A 23439-nucleotide genomic window follows, 5' to 3' on the forward strand; every position below is an offset into this window, starting at 1 on the left:
TTTCAATCTCTCTCACACCTATAATGAATCCAGTCTATGGTAAAGTCCCAAGGGAACTTATACATAAATGTTCTATAGTAATTCTACATCATTAATGGCAATTAAAACAACTAAATATCAAAATTTTTATACAAGGTTATGATTTATTTATTATTTGATAAATTTGAGATTATACCCTGTCTATGGTATGTATTGATGGCGATCAATATCCAATTTACGATCGCTGACCTGTAACAATATATGTGACTCGTTGAGCAATATTAGTTGCGTGATCTGCCATCCGTTCTAGGCAACGGATTGCTAAAGTTAACAGCAGAATTGGCTCCATGACTCCGGGAAAATTTTCCAAGTGGGCAAAGGTTTGATAAAGCTCCTCATAAGCATTATCTACAGCATCATCTAAGTGCTTCATTCTTTGTCCGCTAGTTTCGTCTAAGTCTGCCAGAGCGACTAAACAAGTTGCTAACATTGCTTGGGCGTGCTGAGACATAATCGCAATTTCTGGTAAAGAACTATGTTGCGGATAGGGGAATAGTTTGATGGCAATTTCCGCTAAATCTTTGGCATAATCTCCTATCCGTTCTAAGTCACGAACTAATTGCATAAAAGCACTTAAACATCGCAAATCTTTCTCTGTGGGGGCTTCGCGGATGATAATAGTTGTGCAGTCTGATTCTATTTGTCTATAAAAGCGATCTATTTTTTTATCTAATTTGGGTATTTGTTCCGCTGCGATTAAGTCACCAGCAAACAGAGCTTGATGACTCAGCCGAAATGATTGTTCTACTAAAGCACCCATGCGTAACAAATCCCGTTCTAAACGCCTAATAGAGCGTTTTATTTGCGGTACTTCATGATTTTGTGTATCAAATACAGTTTTCACAGTGGTTATATAAAATGTGTATATATTTTTTTAACTATAATCTTGACTAGGCGAGTTTGTCATGATCTGCGAAAAGTGAATTTGTATCCAAGCACTACCTGTTTCTGGGTGGTTCATGGCTTTAATTACACCACTATGTGCAATCACTATTTGCTGGACAATGGCTAAACCTAACCCAGTACCAGCAATTCCGGTTGTAGAATTATTGACTGGGGAACGATAACGGGCTTTATCCCCGCGATAAAACCGTTCAAATACATGAGGTAAATCTGCAATAGCAAAGCCGACACCGGAGTCAATAATATTTATTTCCAAGATTTTTCCGTTATCAGTAGAAATTATTTTAGTTTCAATGTCAATAGTGGTCGCAGCGGGACTATATTTAATGCTATTGTCTAGCAGGTTGATAAATACTTGATAAAGTCGGGATTTATCTGCCTGAATATAGATGCTTTCTGGACCAGAATAGTTAATATTTAAAGATTGACGTTGGGCTATTGGTTCTAGGGTTTCCCATGCTGAAATAATGAGCGATCGCATTTCCACCAATTCTAAGTTTAACTGCATGGTGGGATTGTTTTCTATTTGCGTCAGTTCTAACCAGCTTTGAACTAAATTAATCAGTCGGTCAACTTCTTGTAACAGCCTATTAACCCAACGATCTAAAGGTGGTTCTAAACGGGTTTGTAGAGTCTCTACAACTAGACGAATGGCAGTTAAGGGTGTTCGCAATTCATGAGCTAAATCGGAAAAAGAGCGATCGCGTTCTTGCTTCAAATCTAACACAGGTTGACAATTTTCCAAAAATACCCCCACTTGTCCTGCTGGCAAAGGTAAACTAGAAGCCCTTAAAAACATAGACTTTACCGCTGTCATCACCTTAGCATCTTCACAAGCAGGATGAAAAACCCATTCCTGTACCTGTGGTTTTTGCCAATCACGAGTTTGTTCAACTAATTGATCTAATTCATAAGACCTAACCAATTCTAACAACAAACGCACTTGTCCTGGTTGCCATCTTTGAAGATATAAAATTTTTCGCGCTTGCTGATTGCACCATAGCAGTTGATTTTCCTCATCTACTTGCAAATATCCCAGCGGTGCAAAATCTAACACTTCCTTATACGTGGATAATGATTGCTGCAAATCCTGTCGTTGTTTATTGACCAGATAAATCTCCTGCCATAAACGAGGTCTTAGCAGCAGTTTAATGCTGGAAATTTTATGATCATGAGAATTTAACGGTTGCAGTAATCGTTCCAAGTACCAGTTCAGATGAACCTGTTGCCAAACCCAAAAACCAAGGCCGACAGCTAAACCCAGTAAAAATGCCAGTAAAAACATCGAAGTCGTTAGTTGGTGTATTACTACTCAAAACTAACAACTATCGTCACCAATTATTCAAATCTATAACCAAAACCCCTCACAGTCACAATATATTCTGGATGACTAGGATCTTCCTCCAACTTTTCCCGTAACCAGCGGATATGAACATCCACAGTTTTGCTATCCCCAACAAAATCTGGACCCCATATCTGATCTAGCAACTGCTCCCGTGACCATACACGACGGGTATAACTCATAAATAATTCTAGCAGCCGGAACTCCTTTGGAGACAGGTTTGCCTCTTCTCCACGGACTGTTACCCGACATTCTTGAGCATTTAAAGTTATATCTTTGTGTTTGAGTACGGAGGCTTGTGGTAATGCGCTTAAACGTTGACGACGAATTAACGCCCGACACCGCGCTACTAATTCCCGCATACTAAATGGTTTTGTCAAATAGTCATCAGCACCCACTTCTAAGCCCAGCACTCGGTCAGTTTCTGTACCTTTAGCACTGAGCATCAAAATTGGCACTGAGTTGCCTTGGTGACGCAAAAAACGACAAATATCTAGACCATTAATTTGCGGTAACATCAAATCCAATAGTACCAAATCTAAAGATAGTTCTTCAGAATTATCTTCACAACTTTTCAGATATTCTATCGCTGCTCTGCCGTCACTGGCCGTAATTACGTCATAGCCTTCCCCTTCCAAGGCAACAACTAACATTTCCCGAATCAGTTCTTCGTCTTCGACTATGAGAATACGGTTTGTTTGTCCAATATCTGCTCTGGCAGAATATTTAGCTAATTCACTGGTATACATTAACTTTTTCAGTGTATAACAAAGTCTAGTATATTATAAATCATCCCAATCATAGATTTATTTTAATTTTCTTTGTCTTTGGGTTAATTGTAAATTTTTGTGTCAGTAAGCCCGCAATTCCCCTTGACAACCGCAGAGTTATCTACTACGCTTATAGTACAAAAATACTAAAAGCAGAGACATGACAGAAATAGCCCTAGAACAAGCTAAAAGTCAAGCAAAAGCTAAATAAGTGTTAGCGAAGCGTAACGCACCTTATAGGGTATTTTAAAAGCCTGGCGACTAGAAGTCGCACCTACACAGACAAAACCCACCTCCGTGGGTTAAAATTGTCTAATTATGAATGCTACCATCAGGCATAATAGCACCTGTTAAGAAGGTTTCACTCATATCTGTGTCATCTAAATTAGCTCCAGTTAAATTTACCTCGCACAAATTAGCTTCGCTTAAATCAGCACCACTCAAGTTTGCACCTTGTAAATCTGCTTTCCACATTCTTACACCTCCCATTTTCGCACCACTCAGATTTGCACCTTGTAAATTTGCAGATGAAATTGAGGCCATGTGTAAATTAGCATCACACAAGTTAGCACCACTTAACAATGCACCACTGAGGTCTGATTCATTTAAATGAGCCGTTTTTAGAGTAGCTTGAGTTAAATCAGCACCACAAAGAATTACTTCGGATAAATGCGCTCTTTCTAATGTTGCTCCTTGGAGATTTGCTTTACTCAAATTAGCTCCACTTAAAGAAGCTGCTGTTAGATTTGCTCCTCTTAAATCTGCTTTACCGAAGTCCACACCACCTAAGTTAACTCCTTGTAAATTTGCTCCTGGTAAAGCAATGCAGTTAAAGCTTCTTTCTCCTGTTGCGTACCTAGCTAAAAGCTCTTTAACATTCATACTTTTTTAGACCTTGGTAGTAAACAACTCAAACTTCAATATTAATTAAAAGATAATTATTGATGATATTGTTTAATTTCGTCCTCTATTTAATCTAATCATAAATATATCTCCAATTATCAATTTATTCATATTTTTTAACTTGATGACAATTAATTAAATGCAGGTTCAAATGCTACAATAAAATCACCAATCTCATTACTATCCAGTATTTATGAATAATAGTAATTTAAAATTAGGTAAATATTTGACTTTAGAAGAATTTTGTACCTGCACTCAAACTTATCATAAATATCCTGAAAATATCAACCCATATCCACATAATATATCAGAAGTTATTCCTGCCTTACAAGATTTAAATAACTTTATCATTGACCCAACGATAGATTATTTTGGTAGAAAAAGATTTCGTCTTACCTACGGTTTCTGTTCTACTGATTTAAAAAAGTATCTTGAGAAAAAAGACCCGATTACAGGTCAAAAAAACGGGCGTGTAGCTCCTAATCTTGACCAACATCTCAGTTATGAAATTAATAAAAATGGTAAATACTACTGTGAAAGATTAGGTGCGGCTTGTGATTTTCTGATTACAGATTTACCAAGTACAGAATTAGTAGAATGGATTTTACAAACTAAACTACCTTTTGATTCTCTCTATTTTTATAGTAGTCAACAACCGATTCATATTAGTTATGGACTTCAACATAAACTGGACATTTGGACATTTAATAATTTAGGAATACCGACTAAAAAAGGTATTGAAAATTGGGTAAAATTAGCAAAAGCAAGGAATTAAAAGTCAAAAATATTGGCTATTATAAATCACGGCTACACAGACAAAACCCACCTGCATGGGTTAGAGCAATTACCTCTTCATGAATCTGTTAATTTTCAAGAACTTGCTTCTCAATTTGATAATATTTCTGGAAGAGATATCAAGAAAGCAGTTTTACAAGCTGTAGTTGCTGCTGCTTGTGAGGATAAACTAGATGATGAAAAATGCGTTACTCAATCACATCTTGTAGACGCTATGAAACAAATCATTTCTGCAAAAGAAGCTGCTCAAAAAGATAAAGACAAGAATCAACTTACCCCTGTCACAAAGAATGTAGAATTACCACCTGATAGTACTGTTGAATAATCAATAATGTCACTATAATTCAGCGATCACCCTTATTTTACCAAAGAGCGATCGCTGAATTATTATCACAAATTATATTTATAGTGAAATCAAAAATATTATTTTGAGTCTGAATAATTTTTTCTCCATTCTTGTTAATCGAGTTTGTGCTATATTTTTTACCTCAATAAATGTTATTGGTATTCTTTCAGGAGAACCAATATCAACAGATAATATTGATGAAGTTAAATTTAACCCTCAACCCCTTGACACAAAATACCTAAAATCTTGTTTAACTCCTTAATATAATAATTATTCAAATCAATAAATATATCAGTCCCTTCCAACTTCAAGAATTTCCATATATCTCCTGTTGTCACAGCCCCATAAATAGTTTTAATTTCATTACCTTCCTGTTCATTAAACAACTGTGCTGCTAACATTGCTGCTGCACATTGACCCAAACCACCTTTAATATTTTCATTTTTAGCTTCTACAATAATTAGCACAGGAGCATTAATTGTTAACTGTTCCCTAGAACGACTGATAACAAAATCACAATAACCATTTAAACCTCTCTCAACATCAACATTAAAATCCGTACCAGAAAATAAACTAATTTTATAATTAGCTTTACGTCTAACCTCTAATAAAATTGGCGTAATAATCATTTCTGAGCGTGCTTTCTCCGTATTTATTGCTAACGCGAGTTCCGTAGTTTCTTCTAAAGTGTTGGTTAATTTTTCACTGATTTCTATAGGTTCTACAGTCGCAAATAAATCAGATTCTTCATCAATTGTAATGTTAAAATTTTTCTTAAACTTAGTTAAGCTAAAATCACTATAAGCCATTGCTATTACCTAATTATTTTCAACAGGTTATCTAAAATTTAATATCTCTTTAATTATAGCAGTATACTTTTCAGGAATAGGTGCATCCTTACACTTAGTCTCAATATCCCTGACCCAGCTTTGACTCATACCTACAGCATTAGCAAAGTCTCTTTGACTTATTTTTTTAGCTGTTCTTATTTGTTTAACCGATCTGCCATTTATTTCCTTAATAACAGGTATATCCCTAACTGTTACTTTACCATTACTTACTCCCGAAGTTTTAGCTACGCTAGAATTATTTATGACAACATCAACCGGATTTTGTATTTTTAAACATAATAAAAAAGCTTGATTTTTGGTGTGTATAATTTATTTACTGGTGACTGCTTGGTTTTTAAAAACTATAGTTTTTGATTAGTCGTAAATGTAGTTTTTGTATACTACTTATTGAAGTGCGGAATGTGGGTTTTAATTTTTAATTAAATCTATATTTGTGCTGTTAATTACGACATCAATTATTTTTCAGATATAAAATGTGTTTCTAATCAGTTCGTAGCCAAATATATTTTTAATGCTTGTGTAACTACCGTTTCAAAAGTAACTCTCAAAAGTATTTTTTACCATTTTAGGTATTGATAATGACTTACAACTCAGAGGAAATGCAGCAGATTCTTGAAGTAGCTTTTAGACGGAAGCAACAGGGAGAATATACAAGAGAACAAATTATAGAAATAGCCTCAGAATTAGGTGTTTCTTCAGAATCGCTACAAGCGGCAGAACAAGAATGGTTAAAAAATAACGTAGAAGTAAAAAAAGAGCAAATGTCTAATAGTCAACAACAGAAAGGATTTAAATCACACCTATTTGCTTTTATAGCAATTAATGGTTTTTTGGTACTGTTAAATTTAGTAGTAAGCCCTGGATACTTCTGGGCAATTTTCCCAATGTTAGGATGGGGATTAGGTTTATTATTGCATGGAATTAAAGTTTATATAAGTAATTCCTAAATGAGTAATAAACGATAAGAGGTTGTTTGAAAACTTTTTCGTGTGGTATCTAACACCCGCAGATCCCCCTAAATCCCCCTTAAAAAGGGGGACTTTGAGGAATTTAGCCCCCCTTTTTAAGCGGGGTTGGGGGGACTTTGAGGAATTTAGCCCCCCTTTTTAAGCGGGGTTGGGGGGATCTCGATTAATTCTGATACTTTTCAAACATCCTCTAAGATACCTAACTTGTTACCCCAATTCATTATTGATTGTAGGGTGGGCATTGCCCACCAAAACATAACTGTATATTTTAAAAATCAAATATTAGTTCTCTACATCACTTTTGATTTTTAATTAATTTATTAGACTTTAATGGCAAAAATAACAAAGATAAGTAATCATTGCTTTTGACTAATTCCCAAATTAACAAAGGAATTATAGAACTAAAAACAAAAATCAAAAATCTGATCAAAGAATTGGGAGGATAGTATAAGTTTAAAAAAGTATATGCTTGATTTATAAAAACATAATGAAACATTAAAATAAATAGACTACCAGTACCGATATATCCAAATATTTGTCCAATAATTTTATATCTAGATATCAAACTTGAAATACATAAAACTATATATATTCCCAAAATTGCTTCGAGAGTTGATATGATTAAATCATCGTATCTTCTGAAATTCAAATCAATTGTATAATTAAAATGATATTGACAAAAACTAAATATAAACAAACTAATTAGGAAATATTTGGCTTGAAATTTTAAATCAAAAACCTCTTGCTTGAGTAAAAATCCTAATAAAAAGAAAAAACCACTAATAAAAACAATATCAATACTAAATGGAAGACCTGGTAATAAAAAATCCTGACCAGATAATTCTAATGGGAATTTACCAATGCTGATAGGTATGTTCCGCAAAACATCCCGGGTCAAAAAACCTATTACAAGTAATAATAACAGCAGCAAAAATTGAAAAATTTTCTTGATATCACTTAATTTAGTAATTTTTATAAATAACCATGAAAAAATTGAAACAGCCCAAAGATGAGTAAGAAACCATAAGGGAGTCCATACAATAGGAATTGTAGAACTACTACTATAAATAATTCCAACTAAATAATTGATGATTGAATCATTTTTAAAAATAAAATATCCAATTATCAAGGTTGTTAAATATGGCTTAAAAATTGAGTCAAATTTAGTCAAAATTAGTTTTTTAAATTTGCCATCCGCATTAAAGAATAAGCCCGATAAAAACAAAAATAATGGCATATGAAAGGAAAATATTATGTTGACTAACTTGCCTTTTATATTGGTATCATTGTTATGACCAAATACAACTAATAATATGCCTATACCTTTTGCTATATCTATATGCTGTAGTCTATTATTCATAATTGCCCTGGAAAATGAAATTTTGCTATTTATCAAATTATTAAAGAAGTCAAATATTCAAAAAAATCAAGGGTAGTTCCTGGAAACTACCCCTAATTCTCCCTCATATTTAAGATTTACTAGAGCGCCCTTTTGGGGTTGATAATAATTACTCAACTATATTAACTATCTCGGAACTAGCTAATGTTGGTGCGGTAAAAATTTGAGAATACAAGTTTGTAGGTTGTTGACGAGCAACAACTGGTAAGACTTGACGCGCATGAGTGGCAATTTCTACTGTTTTCACATCATAGGTTTGTGTAATCATCTTAGGATAAAAACCAATACCGATGATAGGAACTAACAAGCAAGCGGTGATAAACAATTCACGGGGCTTAATATCAAGAACTACAGCATCTAAATGTAAGTCTTCATTTTTGTCACCGTAGAACACTTGACGTAACATGGAAAGTAAATAAATTGGGGTGAGAATTACACCAACGGCTGATAGAAAGATGATGACAATTTTGAAGCTGGAACTGTAAACATCACTGGTAGCAAGACCTAAGAACACCATTAACTCACCGACAAAGCCACTCATACCGGGTAAAGCCAGAGAAGCCATGGAAGCGATAGTAAAGAGAGCAAAAGTTCTCGGCATTACTTTAGCCATACCACCCATTTTATCCATCATCAAGGTGTGGCTGCGTTCGTAAGTTACACCGGAGAGAAAGAATAAACTAGCAGCAATTAAACCATGAGAAACCATTTGTAATACAGCACCGCTGATACCGATTTCTGTATAAGAGGCAATGCCAATTAACACAAACCCCATGTGGGCAATTGAAGAGTAAGCCAAACGGCGTTTGAGGTTGGTTTGGGCAAAGGCGCAACAAGCCCCGTAAACAATATTAACTACACCTAAAACTGCTAAAACCGGAGCAAAGGTGACGTGAGCATCAGTTAACATTTCTACGTTGAAGCGAATCAGGGCGTAACCACCCATCTTTAACAATACACCAGCTAAAATCATTGAACCGGGAGAAGATGCTTCACCATGAGCATCAGGCAACCATGTATGGAAGGGGAAAATTGGCAGTTTTACACCGTAAGCAATTAAGAAACCGGCATATAGTGCTAGTTCTAAGGCTTTGGGATATTCTTTCATTCCCAATTCGGTCATATTGAAGGTGAAGTTATCACCATAGAAAGCCATTGCAAAACCAGCTATCAGTATAAATATAGATGCTGCTGCGGTATAGATAATAAATTTGGTAGCTGCATAGCGGCGGTTTGCACCTCCCCAAATGGCAATTAGTAAGTAAACGGGTACTAACTCAATTTCCCACATCAAGAAGAACATTAACAAGTCTTGGGCGAGAAATACACCTAATTGGGCGCTGTACATGATTAACATCAACGCATAAAATAAACGCGGCTTGGTGGTTACTTTCCAAGCCGCGAATACTGCGAGTGTGTTAATTAAGCCTGTTAAAATTATCAAGGGCATTGATAAACCATCAATCCCTAGAGACCAGTTCAAGCCAATTTGGGGTATCCAAGCATAGCTTTCTGTCATTTGCAGGGCTGAACTTTGAAAGTCGTAACTCTGCCAAAGGGCAAAAATCATGAATACAAAGTCTAATAGTGCTACTCCTAAGCCGTACCAGCGGAGTGTTTTGCCCTCCTTATCGGGAATGAGGGGAATTGCTAGGGCTGCCACCAACGGCAGGAAAATTATGGCTGACAACCAAGGAATTTCCATTGCATTCATCACTTTTGACAATATGTTTTTGATTTTGCTTTTATTTACATTATATTAAGGAATCGTTACGTCTGTAAACAATTCCTTATGAAGATTTCCAATTTGGAGCATAACTAGTAATAAATACTTACTGAATTATGCTGCGATTCCATTCTAAATGTAAACTTTTGCAACGTCAATAAAAAAACAGCGGCATTAATCGCTGTCTTTAGTTATATTGGACAGCTTGAGGATAAGCTGATTTTTTATCCAAGTTATCTATATTTCTTAAACAATACGGTTGACAATCATCCACACTTCTCCATCTGATCTTACGAAAGGGACAGAAATGGTCTTAAAGCCTGTAATGAAAGGTTTGTAGTAAACTTGCCAATACATGGGACTAAGTTCATCAGCACAGGTTTTGAGGAGTTTAATTTCCTTTGCTAGTTCCCAAGCTAGTTCATTAACTCGTTCAGCATGAATTTGAGCAATTTTTTTGGCTTCTTCTAGCTGTTCTTGCTGTTGGGATATGCGAATAGACATTGGCAAATACCGATTAATATGGGCTTTCTTTTGTTGTATTTGCTTTTCTAGGAAATACATTGCATCATCTATGCCTTTAAGTTCCGCAGACAATTGAACGTTTTCCCTAGCTTGACGACGGTAAGCTTCCACTATGGCTAGGGGTGAATCATTTTCTGGCGTTACATGATGATTTGTCAGTGCAGCGCGTTCTTGTTGCAGTGCTTGGATTTGAGATTGTAGTGCTGCTATTTCTGACTGGATTTTATCCATAGATATAATTGGTAATGGGTAATTGGTAATGGGTAATGGGTAATGGGTGATTAGTAATGGGTTTTTCAGCACCAATTACTAATCCAAAATCTAAAATCTAAAATCTAAAATTTACAATCATCACATATACTGATCCTTCAATTTTCAATCATCTGGTCTATCTTCGGTAAATTGATCAATTGCCTCTACCATTCCCTCTGAATAGGGTTCAAGGACTGTGGAACAAGCATAAAGATCAGCAAGTGCTTGAGAAAATTCTTCGGAATTGGGATCAGTATTTTTGATGGCTTGAATTGCTTGAATTGCTTTTTCTAGCTGGGGTTGATATTCATTCAAAAATATTTCTAATCTTTCGTAAGGATTTTTATAGAGTGCTATCATTTTCCTAATCTCCTTTCTAGTTTCGCAATATTTTGGCGACAATTTGCCACTGTTTTCTCCCAATGGGCAATTAAACCTTGATCTTGTCCTTGTATTGATTTCTCCTTTTCTTTAGCAATTTTTTCTAGATGTTCCTCTAAGGCTTGATGTTGCCCTTTTAGTTTTTTGCGGGTTTCCTGATTTTTGCCCATAATTCTAATTTTAGACTCTTCCTCTGACTATACTTAAAACGGCTTAATTATTTGATTTAAGCGGGTAGGGGTAAAGCAAAAGCTAAACCCCTACAAATCTAGGTTTTTCATGATTTTACAAAAGTCTATGTCTTAACCATTTTGAGTATAATTTAATTGTTGGTGCTGCTGATCAAATATATGAATAAGCTGCACGCAAAGGCGCAAAGAATAAAGGTTGCAAAGGTTGATAGTTTGCGTCGCCATATTTCCCAGTTTCATATTTCAATTCAGTAACGCCTAATTGTTATAGTGCGATCGCTATTTTAGTTAGATAAGAACTATACTTGTCCCTTCGCTATTGTATCTAATAATATCACGGTTTTATCCGCTCCAATTATATTTTATACATTAATTGTTTGTCAATTACTACAAAAAATAAAAAATAAGGTACATTTGTGAATCATTGGTTCTAGTCAACTTACTCTCACATTGAGTTAGGATTGAAAAGTCACTCCCAATATTGAAAATTAAAATGGATAACAAGCAACTATTTATAGACGGATACTTAAATAGAATATCTGAGCAATTTAACGTAAATAAAGATATAGCATTTGAAATTTTCTCAATGGCTGCGATTACAGAAAGACCATTTCAAGAAGTATATGATGACATTCAAATCAGGCAAAAGCTCGATCTCAAGGGCAAAGATGGTGGGATAGATGGGGCTGTGTTTGTAGAGCAAGGCGGCTACTATACACTAATGATATTTCAGTGTAAGAATAGTCGCAGTTTAAAAAATAACGAACTTGATAAATTTCGTCATGACGTAGATGATGCCTTTATCTATGGAATAACTAAGCCAAATTCGGAATTACTTCAACCTAAAATAAATGAATATCAGCAGCTATCTAGAGATGGTTTTTTAATCGAAATTAAATATTATTTTGTGTATAATGGTTCTAAGAATGATCCTAAATATGCTTCAAATCATCCCAACTATCTAGCTTATCATAGGCCAGATGACTTTGAAATTTGGGATGCAGAAGCAATTTACGAAAAAATCAGTCAGCTAATTAAAGCACAAGCTAAACGTAAAGATATTAAGTTTATTTTTAATCCTCAAATATCAAACATCATAACTTCTGATAGACAAGGACAAGGCTTATATACATATTCTGTTGGTAACGTGAGAGCCGCTAATTTTCGGATTGAAGCTGATGAACTTTGTAGTTTAGTTGAACAAGAATTATCTATTAATAATACTTATGAGTTTCTATTTTCAGAGAATATTCGTTCTTTTTTAGGCTTCAAAGTTAGACCAAATCAAAGGATGAAAGAAACATTAACTGATCCAGATTCAGCGATATATTTTCCTCTGCTTAACAATGGGGTAACAATCATTTGTGAAAGAATGGAAATTCCATCTACTTTACAAAGTGGAAAATACATCTTACCTACTTATAATCCTATAATTGTCAATGGTTTACAAACAACTCGTGTTATCTACGAAGTCCTCAAGGAAATTAAACGTAAAGGAATTAATAAACTTCAAAATGTTTTTGTAAATGTCCGTTTATACGAAACAAGTGATATTGAGATAGTGGAGAAAATTACGGATGCTACTAATACTCAAACTCCCATTTCTTACAAAGATAAAGTAAGTAATAAAGATTTCAATTTATATGTAAAAGAAGTATTCGCTAATCAGGGAATTGCTTATATTACAAAACGTGGTGAAGTTTTCTCCAATTATCTTAGCAGGCAGTTAAAGTCTACCATTGAAAGTGATACCCTCTTGCGATTTTGGTATGCAACTTTTTATGAACAGCCAGAAATAGCTAAAAATAGTATATATGAAGTTATGGAAGCTATTTTTGATGCTACAAATAATCATAACCATCCATTACATAAATTATTCAATGGTGAAAAAGATTCACCCATATATTTACAATTAATCTATGCTTATAAAATTTATCGTTATGTTCAAAGTAAAAAAGAGGCTCAACAAGCAATAAGAGAATATATTAGTCATGCTACTGAGTTACTGTCCTATGGTATTTATAAGTATTTAGAAAATGATTTGACAAGTATCAATAATTCAGACAAATTAGAAGCAGCATATCAATTTACTCTCAATGTTGTCCACCAGATTATACAAGAGCAGATAGAGTTGTATAAGCAGCAAGAAAAATCATTTTCCTACAGTGGTTATTTTCGCAAAGCAAAGTGCAGATTTGAATACAACCTGAAAGCTGGCATTGTTGATGATGACTCGATTATAGAAAAATTGCAACTTTCAACTTAGAGACTTCCAATTAAAAAAATATCCCAAAATTTCTCGTGGTGCGGGCATCTTGCCAGCTAATAATACAAGGACGGGCAAGATGCCCATCCCACAAGATTGCATAGCGCAAGATGCCCATCCCACAAGATTGCATAGCGAACGCGAGAACGTCCCGGAGGAAACTAGCGCTGCTGCAAGCAGTTCATCTTTTTTGTGCAGTTCTCTAATGGTCTTAGTGTAGTTTGAGATGGGACATAAGCTAAAAAACATCTAATTTACATAATTGAATTAAACATAACTCTTGTGGGGTGGGCATCTTGCCCGCCCAGCTTATGCAACTTTAATGCTCATTAGCTTAACATTCTTGCTGAATGGCTGCAAGTGACTTTTTTATCACAACCAAGATACCTCAACAGTTTGCTCCAGCCAGATTTTTATTGTCTTTTTTAATTTACGAATCACAATATACTTGCCCCTTGCGTATCCAGAGGGAGCGATCGCACAGTTGAGTTTATGCCCTTTTCTATCCAGGCTTTTGCCATTGCTATCTCTACTGATTTGGCATAACTTGTATCAACTAAAGCTAAAAGTGTCGGACCTGCGCCACTAATTACCATACCATAGGCACCAGCAGCCACAACAGCGGCATTGACAGCATCATAACCAGGAATCAAGGATTGGCGATAGGGTTGATGTAACTTATCTTGTAAGGCTGCTTTTAACCATTCTTCCCGATTAGTTGCTAAACCCCGCAACAATAAACCTAAATGGGAAATATTGAAAATTGCATCAGCACGACTGATTTCTGTAGGTAAAACTCCCCGTGCTTCTGATGTTGATAATTCAAAGTTAGGAATTGCTACCACTGCAATTATATCTCGATGCCAGGGAATATCGCAAATTTCCCAACCTTTACTGCTGGTGGCCGCTAGACGACAGCCACCTAATAAGGCTGGTACTACATTATCAGGATGTCCCTCCATGGCGATCGCTAATTCCATCACCTGCAACTCAGATAAAGGCGCACCCGCCAATTCATTGGCCGCAACTAACCCCCCAACAATAGCAGTTGCAGAACTACCCAACCCTCTCGCCAAAGGTACACCCAACTTAATTTCTATTTTCACCGCTGGAGGTGTTTGTTTTATATATTCATATAGTTTGACAAACGCCAGATATAAAAGATTACTCTCATCAGTTTGTACTTTTTCTGCTTCTGTGCCGGAAACTTGAATAATTAACCCATCTGTATCGAGAATAGTAAACTTAAATTCATTGTACAGCTTCAATGCTGTACCAATACAATCAAACCCTGGTCCTAAATTCGCCGTTGTGGCGGGAACTTTAACGGTAATGCTAGAAACTACAGACATCTAAGTTAATTCAAAATTCCAATATGAACTACCCTATCTTACAGGTTTTTTGGTATCATCAGGATGACTATGACTTATACCAATTTAATCTGAAGTTGGATAGAATAATGGAACGCAGATGAACGCAGATGAACGCAGATGAATTGATATTAAAACTTTTGTCTGATTTTCATGAAAGCAGCACCTGTAACTAATGCGGCGCATTGTCCCCAGTAACTTACATTAGAGAAGGCACTATTACCTGGAAGATTTAAACTACCTATTCCATAAAATGACTGTTGGATAAACCACCAAAATAGGTAGAAAATTACTGGTAATTCAACAGGTATATAGACAACTAATAAAGTTAAAACTGAATATATTTTTGCCTGGGGAAATTTTATCATATAAGCACCTAAAATAGATGCAATAGCCCCATTTGCACCAATGATTGGTACTGTTATATCTGATGATAATATAATTTGGACTATGCCACAAAAAAAGCCGGCAGTTAAGTAAAGTAGTAGATATTGTTTATGTCCCAAAATACTTTCTACTGTTTTTCCAAATACCCATAAAAATAGCATATTTCCGATAATTTGGCTAAAACTTCCATGCAGAAATAGCGATACAGGTAAGGAAAGTAACCGCCAAAATACAATTATCCAAGCCGCAGAATTGTAAAAAAAAGCGTTAGCAATTGCAATATTTGTTTGAGCCGGAATTATTCCCCAATTATTAATTAAATCTCCTAATTCATTACTCCAGTCTAATTTGATTTCCCAAAGAAATATTACTAGGTTAATCCCAATCAACCAATAATTAATAATTGGTTTTTGCCAACTGCGAATATTGTCATCTATCGGAATCATTTTAACTTTAGTATTTTGGATTGGTGATTTTTCCTCATTTCTTTATTTTTTTATGAGAATATTGCCATATAGCGGTTCTCGGTCGGATGAAATACAATGAGGGCGGGGAAACCCCGCCCCTACAGGGTTTGTAATTTAATAACTGTATCTCATCTAAGTGCATACCGCTATAATTTAACATAATAGTTAAACAGGCTGATGAAATGCTAGGAAACACCCTTGTCGGCAGATACCAAATCACCAACTATCTGGGAGGTGGCGGATTTGGTGAAACTTATGTTGCTAATGATACTCAATTACCCGGATCACCTCAGTGTGTAGTCAAGAAACTCAAACCCCAGTCTACTGATATTTTGCATCTGGAAATAGCTAGAAGGTTATTTGACACAGAAGCCCAAGTTTTATACAAATTAGGAACTCATGATCGCATTCCTCAACTTTTAGCTTACTTTGAAGAAAATGCCGAATTTTATCTGGTTCAAGAACTGATTATTGGTAATGATCTCAGTCAAGAATTAAAATCAGGTGTTATTTTTACTCAAGATCAGGTTATTTCTCTCTTACAAGAAATTTTGGAGATTTTGGATTTTGTCCATCAACAAAAGGTAATTCATCGTGATGTTAATCCTCGGAATATTCTCAGACGACAACAAGATGGTAAGTTAATTTTAATTGATTTTGGTGCAGTTAAACAAATTACGACTAAATTAGTAAATTCTCCAGATATTACTAAAGCTACTGTTGCTATTGGCACACCTGGTTATACTCCTGGAGAACAAGCACAAGGAACACCAAAATTTAGTAGTGATGTCTATGCTTTAGGAATTATTGCTATTCAAGCTTTAACCGGATTATCACCTGATCAATTAGAAAAAGATGCTGAAACTAATGAAATTATTTGGCAAAATTCGGCGACTGTATCTCCAGAATTTAGCCAATTTTTAAATCGGATGGTGTGTTATGATTTTCGCCAACGTTATGCTTCAGCAACAATTGCATTACAAGCTTTACAAGAATTAAATAAAAATACATCTGGAACTATAATTGTCGCTCCTGCTATTTTAGCAAATCAAGTTAAAAAGCTCAAAACTACCAAATCAATATTCTGGAAATTGCTATTAGGAATATTTGTGTTGGGTATTGGGACTGGAGGGACAATATTCATGATTAACCGGATGAATAATACTAACGCCATAGAATTATATAATCAGGGAAATACTTTAATTCAATTACAACGCTATGAAGAAGCTTTAGGTGTTTATGAAAAAGCTGGAGAACTGAAACCTAATTATCCTCAAGCTTGGTATGGTCAAGGTAAGGCATTATTTCAGTTAAAAAAATATCCAGAAGCTTTATTGGCTTATGATAAGGCTATTCAAATTCAACCTAATTATTTAGAAGCTTGGACTAATCGAGGTTTTGTTTTGGTCAGTCTCAAGCGTTATCCAGAAGCACTTGCTACTTTTGACAAAGCTTTACAATTTAAAAATGATGACCCAAAAATTTGGCAAGCTAAAGGTGATATTTTTATAAAAACTAATCAATATAATGATGCAGTTAAAGGTTATGAACAAGGGATTAATTTACAACCTGATAATCCTGAATTATGGTACAAAAAAGGATTAGCATTACAAAATCTTAAGCAGTATGAAGAAGCAATTGCAGCTTACAAAAAAACTGTAGAATTAAAACCAGATTCTGAATTAGCTTGGTATAATTTGGGAAATTGTGCGGTTAATTTAAATCGCTATGAATTTGCTTTACAAGCTTATGATCAAGCTGTACAGTATAATCAAAATAATTCCGCAGCTTGGTTATCCAGAAGTAATATCTTGATGACATTACGCAGATATCCAGAGGCCATTGATTCTTTTAGTCAAGTGATTAAATCTAATCCTCAACAGTATCAAGCTTGGTATAATCGGGGTTGGGCATTACATCAAGTTAAACGTTATCCAGAGGCGATAGAATCTTATAAAAAAGCTATTAATTTAAAGGGAAATGATTATTTAGTATGGTATAATCTAGGAAATACACAATATAATTTACAAAGATATCAAGAAGCGATCGCTTCCTATAATAAAGCAATCCGCTATAAACCCAATCATTATGAAAGTTGGTACAGTAAGGGCAATGCTTGGTTAAATTTGCAACAATATCCACAGGCGATCGCTTCCTACGATAAAGCTATAGAATATAAACCAGACTACCAACAAGCCATCGAAGCGCGGACAAAAGCCCAAAATATCCCCGGATTTCTCCCCCAATTCTGGCGACAAAAACCGCAGACTTTACCAAAATCCAGGTAAAATCTAAAATATAAATCCAATCACAATTTATCAACAGCAAAATCTCAAGTGATTTCAGCTTGAGCCAAAATTATGGACGTATTAGAACTAAAACGCGAAATCGAAACATTGTCTAGCCGCCTGGGTAAAACCCAGGACTATCTTTGACGTACCTGCACTCAAAGCCAAAATTCACGACTTAGAGCAAATTTCCGCCCAAACAGAATTTTGGGAAGACCAAACCCAGGCACAAAACACTCTACAAGAACTCAATGATCTAAAATCCCATTTAGATCAGTATTACAAGTGGCACAATAACTTAGATGATACCAGAGCAGTGGTTGAGCTATTGGAACTAGAAACCGACACAGCACTTTTGCAAGAAGCGGAATCTACCATTACCAAACTCAATCATGATCTTGACCAATGGGAATTACAACAACTACTTTCCGGCATTTACGACGATAAAGGCGCGGTTTTGACAATTAACGCCGGTGCTGGTGGTACAGACGCGCAAGACTGGGCATTTATGCTCATGCGAATGTATACCCGGTGGGGAGAAGATCATGGTTATAAAGTCACTTTAGCTGAAGAATCAGAAGGTGAAGAAGCCGGTATCAAATCCGCCACTCTCGAAATTACGGGACGTTACGCTTATGGTTACTTGCGTTCGGAAATGGGTACTCACCGTCTAGTGAGAATTTCTCCCTTCAATGCTAACGGAAAACGGCAAACCAGCTTTGCTGGAGTCGAAGTCATGCCACAAATAGATAACACTGTCAAGTTAGACATTCCAGACAAGGATTTAGAAATTACCACTACCCGTTCTGGGGGTAAGGGTGGGCAAAATGTCAACAAGGTAGAAACCGCAGTCCGCATTGTGCATTTACCTACTGGTTTAGCAGTCCGTTGTACAGAAGAACGTTCCCAACTGCAAAACAAGGAAAAAGCTTTGGCACGTCTAAAAGCTAAGTTGTTAATCATTGCTAAAGAACAACGCGCCCAAGAAGTTGCCGAGATTCGCGGTGATATGGTGGAGGCTTCCTGGGGTAATCAAATCCGTAACTATGTATTTCACCCTTACCAAATGGTGAAAGATTTACGGACAAATATCGAAACCACAGCCATTATTGATGTGATGAATGGTGAACTGGATATGTTCATTCAAGCCTATTTACGGCAAGAAAACCAGATAGTTGATGGGTAATGGGGATTGGGGATTGGGTAATTAATTTTTGGTGTTGCTGATTTGAGATATTCACCTGATTTTTAATGATATCAAACCCTTTGTAGAGATGTTCCATGGAACGTCTCTACACCTAAATTCATGCTTGATTTCAGCAACTCAAATTATTAATTGGAAATATTTTTATTCACTAATTCCAATACAGGTTTTGGTTTAAATTGTTCCGTCACATACTCCTTAAATACAAGTTGCAAGGTGTATTTACCTGCTTTTTTCTCAATTAAAGAATGTGAATTAGGGGATGGGATGAGTGCTATTTTCCTGAAAATAACGATAGAATAAAGCCTGTGCAGCCTGACAATGTTTTTCTACTAATTCAGATGGAGATAAAACTACTGCTTTATCCATGTAACGATAAACCCAGAGACTAAACTCATTTAAAGAACGTGGTGGTAATTTTATAATATAGTCTATAAATTGGTATTCTCCTATAGTTTTATCTATTTGTCCTAGGATAATTTGTTGGTTAAGATGACGAAGTTCACCTTCTAAAATAAATCTTGTAACTGGAGGAAAAAAACGTACTTTAACCTCAATAAAATCCAGATGACCATTTAATTCTAATTCTTGTTCTTTGACTTCACCTAAATATAAACCCCAACCATTTTCTATTAACTTATATGCTTGATCAAGACTTTTTTTCTGTTTATCTAATTTACGAGGTGTTATTTTAATAAACTCACAATAATTATTGAAACGATTTAAACGCCCTATTGCTAAATGCTGTGTTTCACAATATTCATATAGTAAATACCAAGCAATATCATAATAAATTAATTGTAAAGGAAAAACCTGAAAACGTCCTGTTCGATTAGAAGCATATAAATCTTGCGAACGAGATATTTCGATGGCTTGTCCATGACTAATCGCTTTTTCTAATAATGGCAATTGATGAAATAATGTATCTCGATTTTCACCTTTTGCTGCCATTTCTGCGGGGTCAGTATGAACAATAGCCCGATTAAGATGCTGACGAATTGGGTAAAAAAAATTACCCTTGAGTTCCATATCTAAGCCACGGAGTCTTTTACTAAGAGTTTCACAAATACGTCTAATTTGCGGATCACCTTGATATTGTGCTTGGGACACTAAAGCGTTAAATGCTACCTTTAATTCTGTGCTAGAAAGCGCACCAGTCCCAAGATAATATCCCCAACGATACATTCGACGATCAAGAATACCGTAATTTCTCAGGGTTTCTAAATCTTTTCGTAATGTAGAAACTGCTGGATATCCTGCTGGTAATTCTATATTTAATTCTGTGGCTAATTTTTGGAGATATTCTCTGACAGCACTAATTGCATCGTGGTGTTGATTACTATTGGAGTCCAGAAAATCAGGACTACCTATACCTGGATATTTCAACAAGGTAGTAATTAATATCAGTAATCGTTCAAAAGCTAAACGTTCTGTATAGGAATGACTAGGTTTTTTAGGCATAATAAAAGAAAATATTGAAGTTTTTAGTAGCTATTGGCTATAACTCTTGTCAGGATTATCTTTGTGTAAGTAATTATCAATCTTTAGTTTATAGTCTTTTCCTAGCTTTTCATTAATTCTGAAGCTATGGTAATGAGTATCATTTAACCTAGCTTTTTCAATATGTATATTTCTCGACGTTCTGCTACTGTCAGAAATGTTTCTGTATCTACTGTTAATGGTGGTATTACTTTAGTAATTTTGTTAATTGCTCCTTTGGGTTTAGCCGCAGTAATTATCAATACTTTATTAGTAACCTTTTCTACCTATATACTTTCTATTGCGGCAGACAGGGTAATGTTATGGTTGGAACCCGAACAAAAGGCAGAATTAAGTGCTTCTGAAAGTGAACATCGTTCTCAAAAATCCAATTTACAACGTTGGTGGCGTTAATGCAGACTCTTTATGTTTCTGAACAAAACTGTTATGTTTGCCTACAAAAAGAGAGTTTATTAGTTAAACAAGGTGATTCCGTATGCGTTGAAGTACAGTTACCTTTATTAGAGCAAATTCTGATTTTTGGTAAGTCGCAAGTAACCACCCAAGTAATTCGTGCTTGTTTATGGCGTGATATTCCCATTGCTTATTTATCACGCATGGGCTACTGCTATGGCAGGATTTTACCGATTTCTAGGGGATATAGACAATTATCACGTTATCAACAACAGTTATCCCCTATAGAGAAGTTAATTACTGCTAGGGCTATTATTAAAGGCAAGTTAAAAAATAGTAGGGTATTATTACGAAGACAGAATAAAAAAAGAGAGTCAGAACTTTTAGAAAAAGTTTTACAAAGTTTAGATTATTTAGCTGATCAAGCAGCACAGGCTGATACTTGTGAAAGATTAATGGGCTTTGAAGGTGCTGGTGCGGCTCAATATTTCGCGGCTTTTAGTGAATGTCTAACTAATCCTGATTTTGTGTTTTCTGGGCGGAGTCGTCGTCCTCCAGGCAATCCTGTGAATGCCATGTTAAGTTTTGGTTATCAAGTTCTTTGGAATCATTTATTATCATTGATTGAAATTCAGGGATTAGATCCTTATTATGCTTGTTTACATCAGGCTAATGATGGTCATGCAGCTTTGGCTTCTGATTTAATTGAGGAGTTTCGCGCACCGTTAATAGATTCTTTGGTTATGTGGCTAATTAACCGCAAAATCGTTAGTGCTGGTGAGGATTTTGAATTTAAAAATGGTGGGTGTTATTTGAATAATTCAGGAAGGAAAAAGTTTTTAAGGGCATTTTTACAACGAATGACTGAGGAAATACAAACTAATGATGGAAAACAACCAAAGTGGGATTTATTAACTCAACAGGTCAGGGCTTTTAAACAGTTTGTTTATAATCCTAGTCATCAATATCAGCCTTATCGAATTGATTGATTTTTCCTCATATTTATGTTATGTTTTTGTATGTGATTGCTTATGATATTCCTGATAATAAACGCCGTAAAAAAGTCGCCGATTTGTTAGAAGGGTATGGTCAACGTGTACAGTATTCTGTGTTTGAATGTAAATTAAATACGGAAAAATATGATGATTTACGTCGTCGGTTAAGGAAGGTTTTGAAGTTAGAAGAGGATAATGTCAGATTTTATCCTTTGTCTCGACATACTCTGTCTCAGGTGGAAGCATGGGGGGTGGGAATACCTGTGATTGAACCGCCTAATTCGATTATTGTTTAGTTTTTTTTGATGGTAAATTGTGGCGTTGTCCGAAGGTCAGGTAAAATGGCTGAAATGTTTATTTTTGGGTTACGAACTTCGGTCGCTTGCTGGGTAAAGGTTTTAGGCATTTTGATCTGTTGCTTAGAGGCTGTTTTACCACTTTTTTTCCTGACCTTCGGAAACTGTCTCTGGACTCCTTACACCATCAGGGTCTACAATACAGGGATTCCCACTCGCTGGGGATATTAATTGAATGGAAACTTCTGGCAACCACTTCTTGCTAACTAAGTCGAATTGAGGTAGAAATTCCCACTCGCTGGGGATATTAATTGAATGGAAACTTTCTAGACCAGATAGCTTGTTGCCCTTTGGGATAGTGCATTCCCACTCGCTGGGGATATTAATTGAATGGAAACGTCAAGAGCAATGAAAGTAAAATAGCTTCTGCCTGGGGATTCCCACTCGCTGGGGATATTAATTGAATGGAAACTTACCCCTCACTTTGCTACCATTAGCAGTAACGTCAATGCAAAATTCCCACTCGCTGGGGATATTAATTGAATGGAAACATTAGGTTATCCTGTGGGAAGAACCAAGTGATTTTATCAGGATTCCCACTCGCTGGGGATATTAATTGAATGGAAACCCAGTTGTCTGGAAATATGGTAAAGTAATGGTTTCTTATTCCCACTCGCTGGGGATATTAATTGAATGGAAACGCGCTACGGTTAAAGGTTGACTCGCAATCTATCTTCCCATTCCCACTCGCTGGGGATATTAATTGAATGGAAACATGATGGTGACTTTGCAGTAGTTCCTTATAAAGAAGATTCCCACTCGCTGGGGATATTAATTGAATGGAAACATCAGTTTCTTCTACTTCAATAAGCCTTGCCTTTT

Annotated in this window: 22 protein-coding genes, 1 pseudogene and 1 CRISPR repeat array (1 of these 24 only partly in view); of the genes and pseudogenes, 9 read left to right on the forward strand and 14 right to left on the reverse strand. The window is 35.6% G+C overall.

The genetic code is table 11. The features are described from left to right. Positions 1 to 214: 214 nt before the first annotated feature. From phoU to EZY12_16315, 4 genes are all read right to left on the reverse strand, one after another. Positions 215 to 883 (reverse strand): phosphate signaling complex protein PhoU, encoded by a 669-nt coding sequence (gene phoU, locus EZY12_16300; protein QSX66374.1) that lies wholly within the window; start codon positions 881 to 883, stop codon positions 215 to 217. A 30-nt stretch (positions 884 to 913) separates the two neighbouring features. After that, on the reverse strand, positions 914 to 2227 hold the full coding sequence (locus EZY12_16305; protein QSX66375.1) for a histidine kinase: 1314 nt from the start codon (positions 2225 to 2227) through the stop codon (positions 914 to 916). Positions 2228 to 2280: 53 nt separating this feature from the next. Further along, positions 2281 to 3033 carry a response regulator transcription factor gene (locus EZY12_16310; GenBank protein QSX66376.1) on the reverse strand — a complete coding sequence of 251 codons (753 nt, stop codon included), beginning with the start codon at positions 3031 to 3033 and terminating at the stop codon, positions 2281 to 2283. A 333-nt stretch (positions 3034 to 3366) separates the two neighbouring features. Further along, positions 3367 to 3936 carry a pentapeptide repeat-containing protein gene (locus tag EZY12_16315; protein QSX66377.1) on the reverse strand — a complete coding sequence of 190 codons (570 nt, stop codon included), beginning with the start codon at positions 3934 to 3936 and terminating at the stop codon, positions 3367 to 3369. A 214-nt stretch (positions 3937 to 4150) separates the two neighbouring features. On the opposite strand from EZY12_16315, the gene EZY12_16320 reads away from it, so the two are divergent. Both EZY12_16320 and EZY12_16325 read left to right on the forward strand, forming a co-directional pair. Further along, positions 4151 to 4732 (forward strand): hypothetical protein, encoded by a 582-nt coding sequence (locus EZY12_16320; GenBank protein ID QSX66378.1) that lies wholly within the window; start codon positions 4151 to 4153, stop codon positions 4730 to 4732. A 12-nt stretch (positions 4733 to 4744) separates the two neighbouring features. Continuing rightward, complete coding sequence (locus tag EZY12_16325) at positions 4745 to 5077, forward strand: hypothetical protein (GenBank protein QSX66379.1); 333 nt, start codon at positions 4745 to 4747, stop codon at positions 5075 to 5077. Positions 5078 to 5307: 230 nt separating this feature from the next. Here the strand turns inward: EZY12_16325 and EZY12_16330 are convergent, their stop codons facing one another. Together EZY12_16330 and EZY12_16335 are read right to left on the reverse strand one after the other, a co-directional pair. Beyond that, complete coding sequence (locus tag EZY12_16330; protein QSX66380.1) at positions 5308 to 5907, reverse strand: hypothetical protein; 600 nt, start codon at positions 5905 to 5907, stop codon at positions 5308 to 5310. 27 nt (positions 5908 to 5934) lie between these two features. After that, positions 5935 to 6222: pseudogene (locus EZY12_16335) on the reverse strand (helix-turn-helix transcriptional regulator). Between the two features lie 305 nt (positions 6223 to 6527). On the opposite strand from EZY12_16335, the gene EZY12_16340 reads away from it, so the two are divergent. Then, positions 6528 to 6896 carry a 2TM domain-containing protein gene (locus tag EZY12_16340; GenBank protein ID QSX66381.1) on the forward strand — a complete coding sequence of 123 codons (369 nt, stop codon included), beginning with the start codon at positions 6528 to 6530 and terminating at the stop codon, positions 6894 to 6896. Between the two features lie 316 nt (positions 6897 to 7212). Here EZY12_16340 and EZY12_16345 read toward each other — a convergent pair whose 3' ends face one another. From EZY12_16345 to EZY12_16365, 5 genes are all read right to left on the reverse strand, one after another. Beyond that, a complete protein-coding gene (locus EZY12_16345) occupies positions 7213 to 8277 on the reverse strand; it encodes an acyltransferase family protein (GenBank protein ID QSX66382.1) in 1065 nt (354 codons plus the stop codon). A gap of 148 nt (positions 8278 to 8425) precedes the next feature. Beyond that, the gene (locus EZY12_16350) at positions 8426 to 10030 is read right to left on the reverse strand and encodes an NAD(P)H-quinone oxidoreductase subunit 4 (GenBank protein ID QSX66383.1); all 1605 of its coding nucleotides are present in this window, start codon (positions 10028 to 10030) and stop codon (positions 8426 to 8428) included. 258 nt (positions 10031 to 10288) lie between these two features. Further along, the gene (locus tag EZY12_16355; GenBank protein ID QSX70703.1) at positions 10289 to 10798 is read right to left on the reverse strand and encodes a hypothetical protein; all 510 of its coding nucleotides are present in this window, start codon (positions 10796 to 10798) and stop codon (positions 10289 to 10291) included. A gap of 144 nt (positions 10799 to 10942) precedes the next feature. Further along, positions 10943 to 11179 (reverse strand): hypothetical protein, encoded by a 237-nt coding sequence (locus EZY12_16360; protein QSX66384.1) that lies wholly within the window; start codon positions 11177 to 11179, stop codon positions 10943 to 10945. Then, positions 11176 to 11370, reverse strand: coding sequence for a hypothetical protein (locus tag EZY12_16365; protein ID QSX66385.1), 195 nt, complete (start codon positions 11368 to 11370; stop codon positions 11176 to 11178). The genes EZY12_16360 and EZY12_16365 overlap by 4 nt, the downstream gene beginning before the upstream one ends. A gap of 514 nt (positions 11371 to 11884) precedes the next feature. Between EZY12_16365 and EZY12_16370 the strand changes: the two genes are divergently transcribed. After that, positions 11885 to 13657 (forward strand): AIPR family protein, encoded by a 1773-nt coding sequence (locus EZY12_16370; protein ID QSX66386.1) that lies wholly within the window; start codon positions 11885 to 11887, stop codon positions 13655 to 13657. A 437-nt stretch (positions 13658 to 14094) separates the two neighbouring features. Here EZY12_16370 and EZY12_16375 read toward each other — a convergent pair whose 3' ends face one another. Continuing rightward, positions 14095 to 15009 carry a homoserine kinase gene (locus EZY12_16375; protein QSX66387.1) on the reverse strand — a complete coding sequence of 305 codons (915 nt, stop codon included), beginning with the start codon at positions 15007 to 15009 and terminating at the stop codon, positions 14095 to 14097. A 149-nt stretch (positions 15010 to 15158) separates the two neighbouring features. After that, positions 15159 to 15860, reverse strand: coding sequence for a rhomboid family intramembrane serine protease (locus EZY12_16380; protein ID QSX66388.1), 702 nt, complete (start codon positions 15858 to 15860; stop codon positions 15159 to 15161). Between the two features lie 203 nt (positions 15861 to 16063). Between EZY12_16380 and EZY12_16385 the strand changes: the two genes are divergently transcribed. Next, positions 16064 to 18169: a tetratricopeptide repeat protein gene (locus tag EZY12_16385; protein QSX66389.1), complete on the forward strand. Its 2106-nt coding sequence runs from the start codon at positions 16064 to 16066 to the stop codon at positions 18167 to 18169. A 72-nt stretch (positions 18170 to 18241) separates the two neighbouring features. After that, a protein-coding gene (prfB, locus tag EZY12_16390) for a peptide chain release factor 2 (protein QSX66390.1) occupies positions 18242 to 19355 on the forward strand; the annotation gives its coding sequence in 2 pieces (ribosomal slippage) (positions 18242 to 18313 and positions 18315 to 19355; 1113 coding nt in all). Between the two features lie 273 nt (positions 19356 to 19628). Here the strand turns inward: prfB and EZY12_16395 are convergent. After that, positions 19629 to 20834 (reverse strand): WYL domain-containing protein, encoded by a 1206-nt coding sequence (locus EZY12_16395; GenBank protein QSX66391.1) that lies wholly within the window; start codon positions 20832 to 20834, stop codon positions 19629 to 19631. 162 nt (positions 20835 to 20996) lie between these two features. Here EZY12_16395 and EZY12_16400 point away from each other — a divergent pair, with 162 nt between their 5' ends. Genes EZY12_16400 through cas2 form a run of 3 tightly spaced genes read left to right on the forward strand, consistent with a single transcriptional unit; the run spans position 20997 to position 22557 of the window. Then, positions 20997 to 21266 (forward strand): hypothetical protein, encoded by a 270-nt coding sequence (locus EZY12_16400; GenBank protein ID QSX66392.1) that lies wholly within the window; start codon positions 20997 to 20999, stop codon positions 21264 to 21266. After that, entirely contained in the window at positions 21266 to 22255 is a 990-nt protein-coding gene (gene cas1, locus EZY12_16405; protein QSX66393.1) for a CRISPR-associated endonuclease Cas1, read from the forward strand. The genes EZY12_16400 and cas1 overlap by 1 nt, the downstream gene beginning before the upstream one ends. Positions 22256 to 22275: 20 nt before the next feature. Beyond that, positions 22276 to 22557, forward strand: a complete 282-nt coding sequence (gene cas2, locus EZY12_16410) for a CRISPR-associated endonuclease Cas2 (GenBank protein ID QSX66394.1) — start codon at positions 22276 to 22278, stop codon at positions 22555 to 22557. A gap of 207 nt (positions 22558 to 22764) precedes the next feature. Next, a CRISPR array of direct repeats spans positions 22765 to 23439; the repeat unit is 36 nt; unit sequence ATTCCCACTCGCTGGGGATATTAATTGAATGGAAAC (it continues 630 nt past the right edge of the window).

It is taken from the genome of Dolichospermum sp. DET69, from assembly GCA_017355425.1.
In the GTDB taxonomy this organism is placed as follows: Bacteria; Cyanobacteriota; Cyanobacteriia; order Cyanobacteriales; family Nostocaceae; genus Dolichospermum.

Excerpts from the sequence above, each read along its gene's own strand:
- EZY12_16345 (QSX66382.1), bottom strand. The coding sequence starts at position 8,277 with ATGAATAATAGACTACAGCATATAGATATAGCAAAAGGTATAGGCATA.
- EZY12_16380 (QSX66388.1), bottom strand. The coding sequence starts at position 15,860 with ATGATTCCGATAGATGACAATATTCGCAGTTGGCAAAAACCAATTATT.
- EZY12_16350 (QSX66383.1), bottom strand. The coding sequence starts at position 10,030 with ATGAATGCAATGGAAATTCCTTGGTTGTCAGCCATAATTTTCCTGCCG.
- EZY12_16400 (QSX66392.1), top strand. The coding sequence starts at position 20,997 with ATGTATATTTCTCGACGTTCTGCTACTGTCAGAAATGTTTCTGTATCT.
- EZY12_16385 (QSX66389.1), top strand. The coding sequence starts at position 16,064 with ATGCTAGGAAACACCCTTGTCGGCAGATACCAAATCACCAACTATCTG.
- EZY12_16355 (QSX70703.1), bottom strand. The coding sequence starts at position 10,798 with ATGGATAAAATCCAGTCAGAAATAGCAGCACTACAATCTCAAATCCAA.
- cas2 (QSX66394.1), top strand. The coding sequence starts at position 22,276 with ATGTTTTTGTATGTGATTGCTTATGATATTCCTGATAATAAACGCCGT.
- EZY12_16360 (QSX66384.1), bottom strand. The coding sequence starts at position 11,179 with ATGATAGCACTCTATAAAAATCCTTACGAAAGATTAGAAATATTTTTG.
- EZY12_16395 (QSX66391.1), bottom strand. The coding sequence starts at position 20,834 with ATGCCTAAAAAACCTAGTCATTCCTATACAGAACGTTTAGCTTTTGAA.
- EZY12_16315 (QSX66377.1), bottom strand. The coding sequence starts at position 3,936 with ATGAATGTTAAAGAGCTTTTAGCTAGGTACGCAACAGGAGAAAGAAGC.
- EZY12_16320 (QSX66378.1), top strand. The coding sequence starts at position 4,151 with ATGAATAATAGTAATTTAAAATTAGGTAAATATTTGACTTTAGAAGAA.
- cas1 (QSX66393.1), top strand. The coding sequence starts at position 21,266 with ATGCAGACTCTTTATGTTTCTGAACAAAACTGTTATGTTTGCCTACAA.
- EZY12_16305 (QSX66375.1), bottom strand. The coding sequence starts at position 2,227 with ATGTTTTTACTGGCATTTTTACTGGGTTTAGCTGTCGGCCTTGGTTTT.
- EZY12_16370 (QSX66386.1), top strand. The coding sequence starts at position 11,885 with ATGGATAACAAGCAACTATTTATAGACGGATACTTAAATAGAATATCT.
- EZY12_16365 (QSX66385.1), bottom strand. The coding sequence starts at position 11,370 with ATGGGCAAAAATCAGGAAACCCGCAAAAAACTAAAAGGGCAACATCAA.
- EZY12_16375 (QSX66387.1), bottom strand. The coding sequence starts at position 15,009 with ATGTCTGTAGTTTCTAGCATTACCGTTAAAGTTCCCGCCACAACGGCG.
- EZY12_16310 (QSX66376.1), bottom strand. The coding sequence starts at position 3,033 with ATGTATACCAGTGAATTAGCTAAATATTCTGCCAGAGCAGATATTGGA.
- EZY12_16340 (QSX66381.1), top strand. The coding sequence starts at position 6,528 with ATGACTTACAACTCAGAGGAAATGCAGCAGATTCTTGAAGTAGCTTTT.
- EZY12_16330 (QSX66380.1), bottom strand. The coding sequence starts at position 5,907 with ATGGCTTATAGTGATTTTAGCTTAACTAAGTTTAAGAAAAATTTTAAC.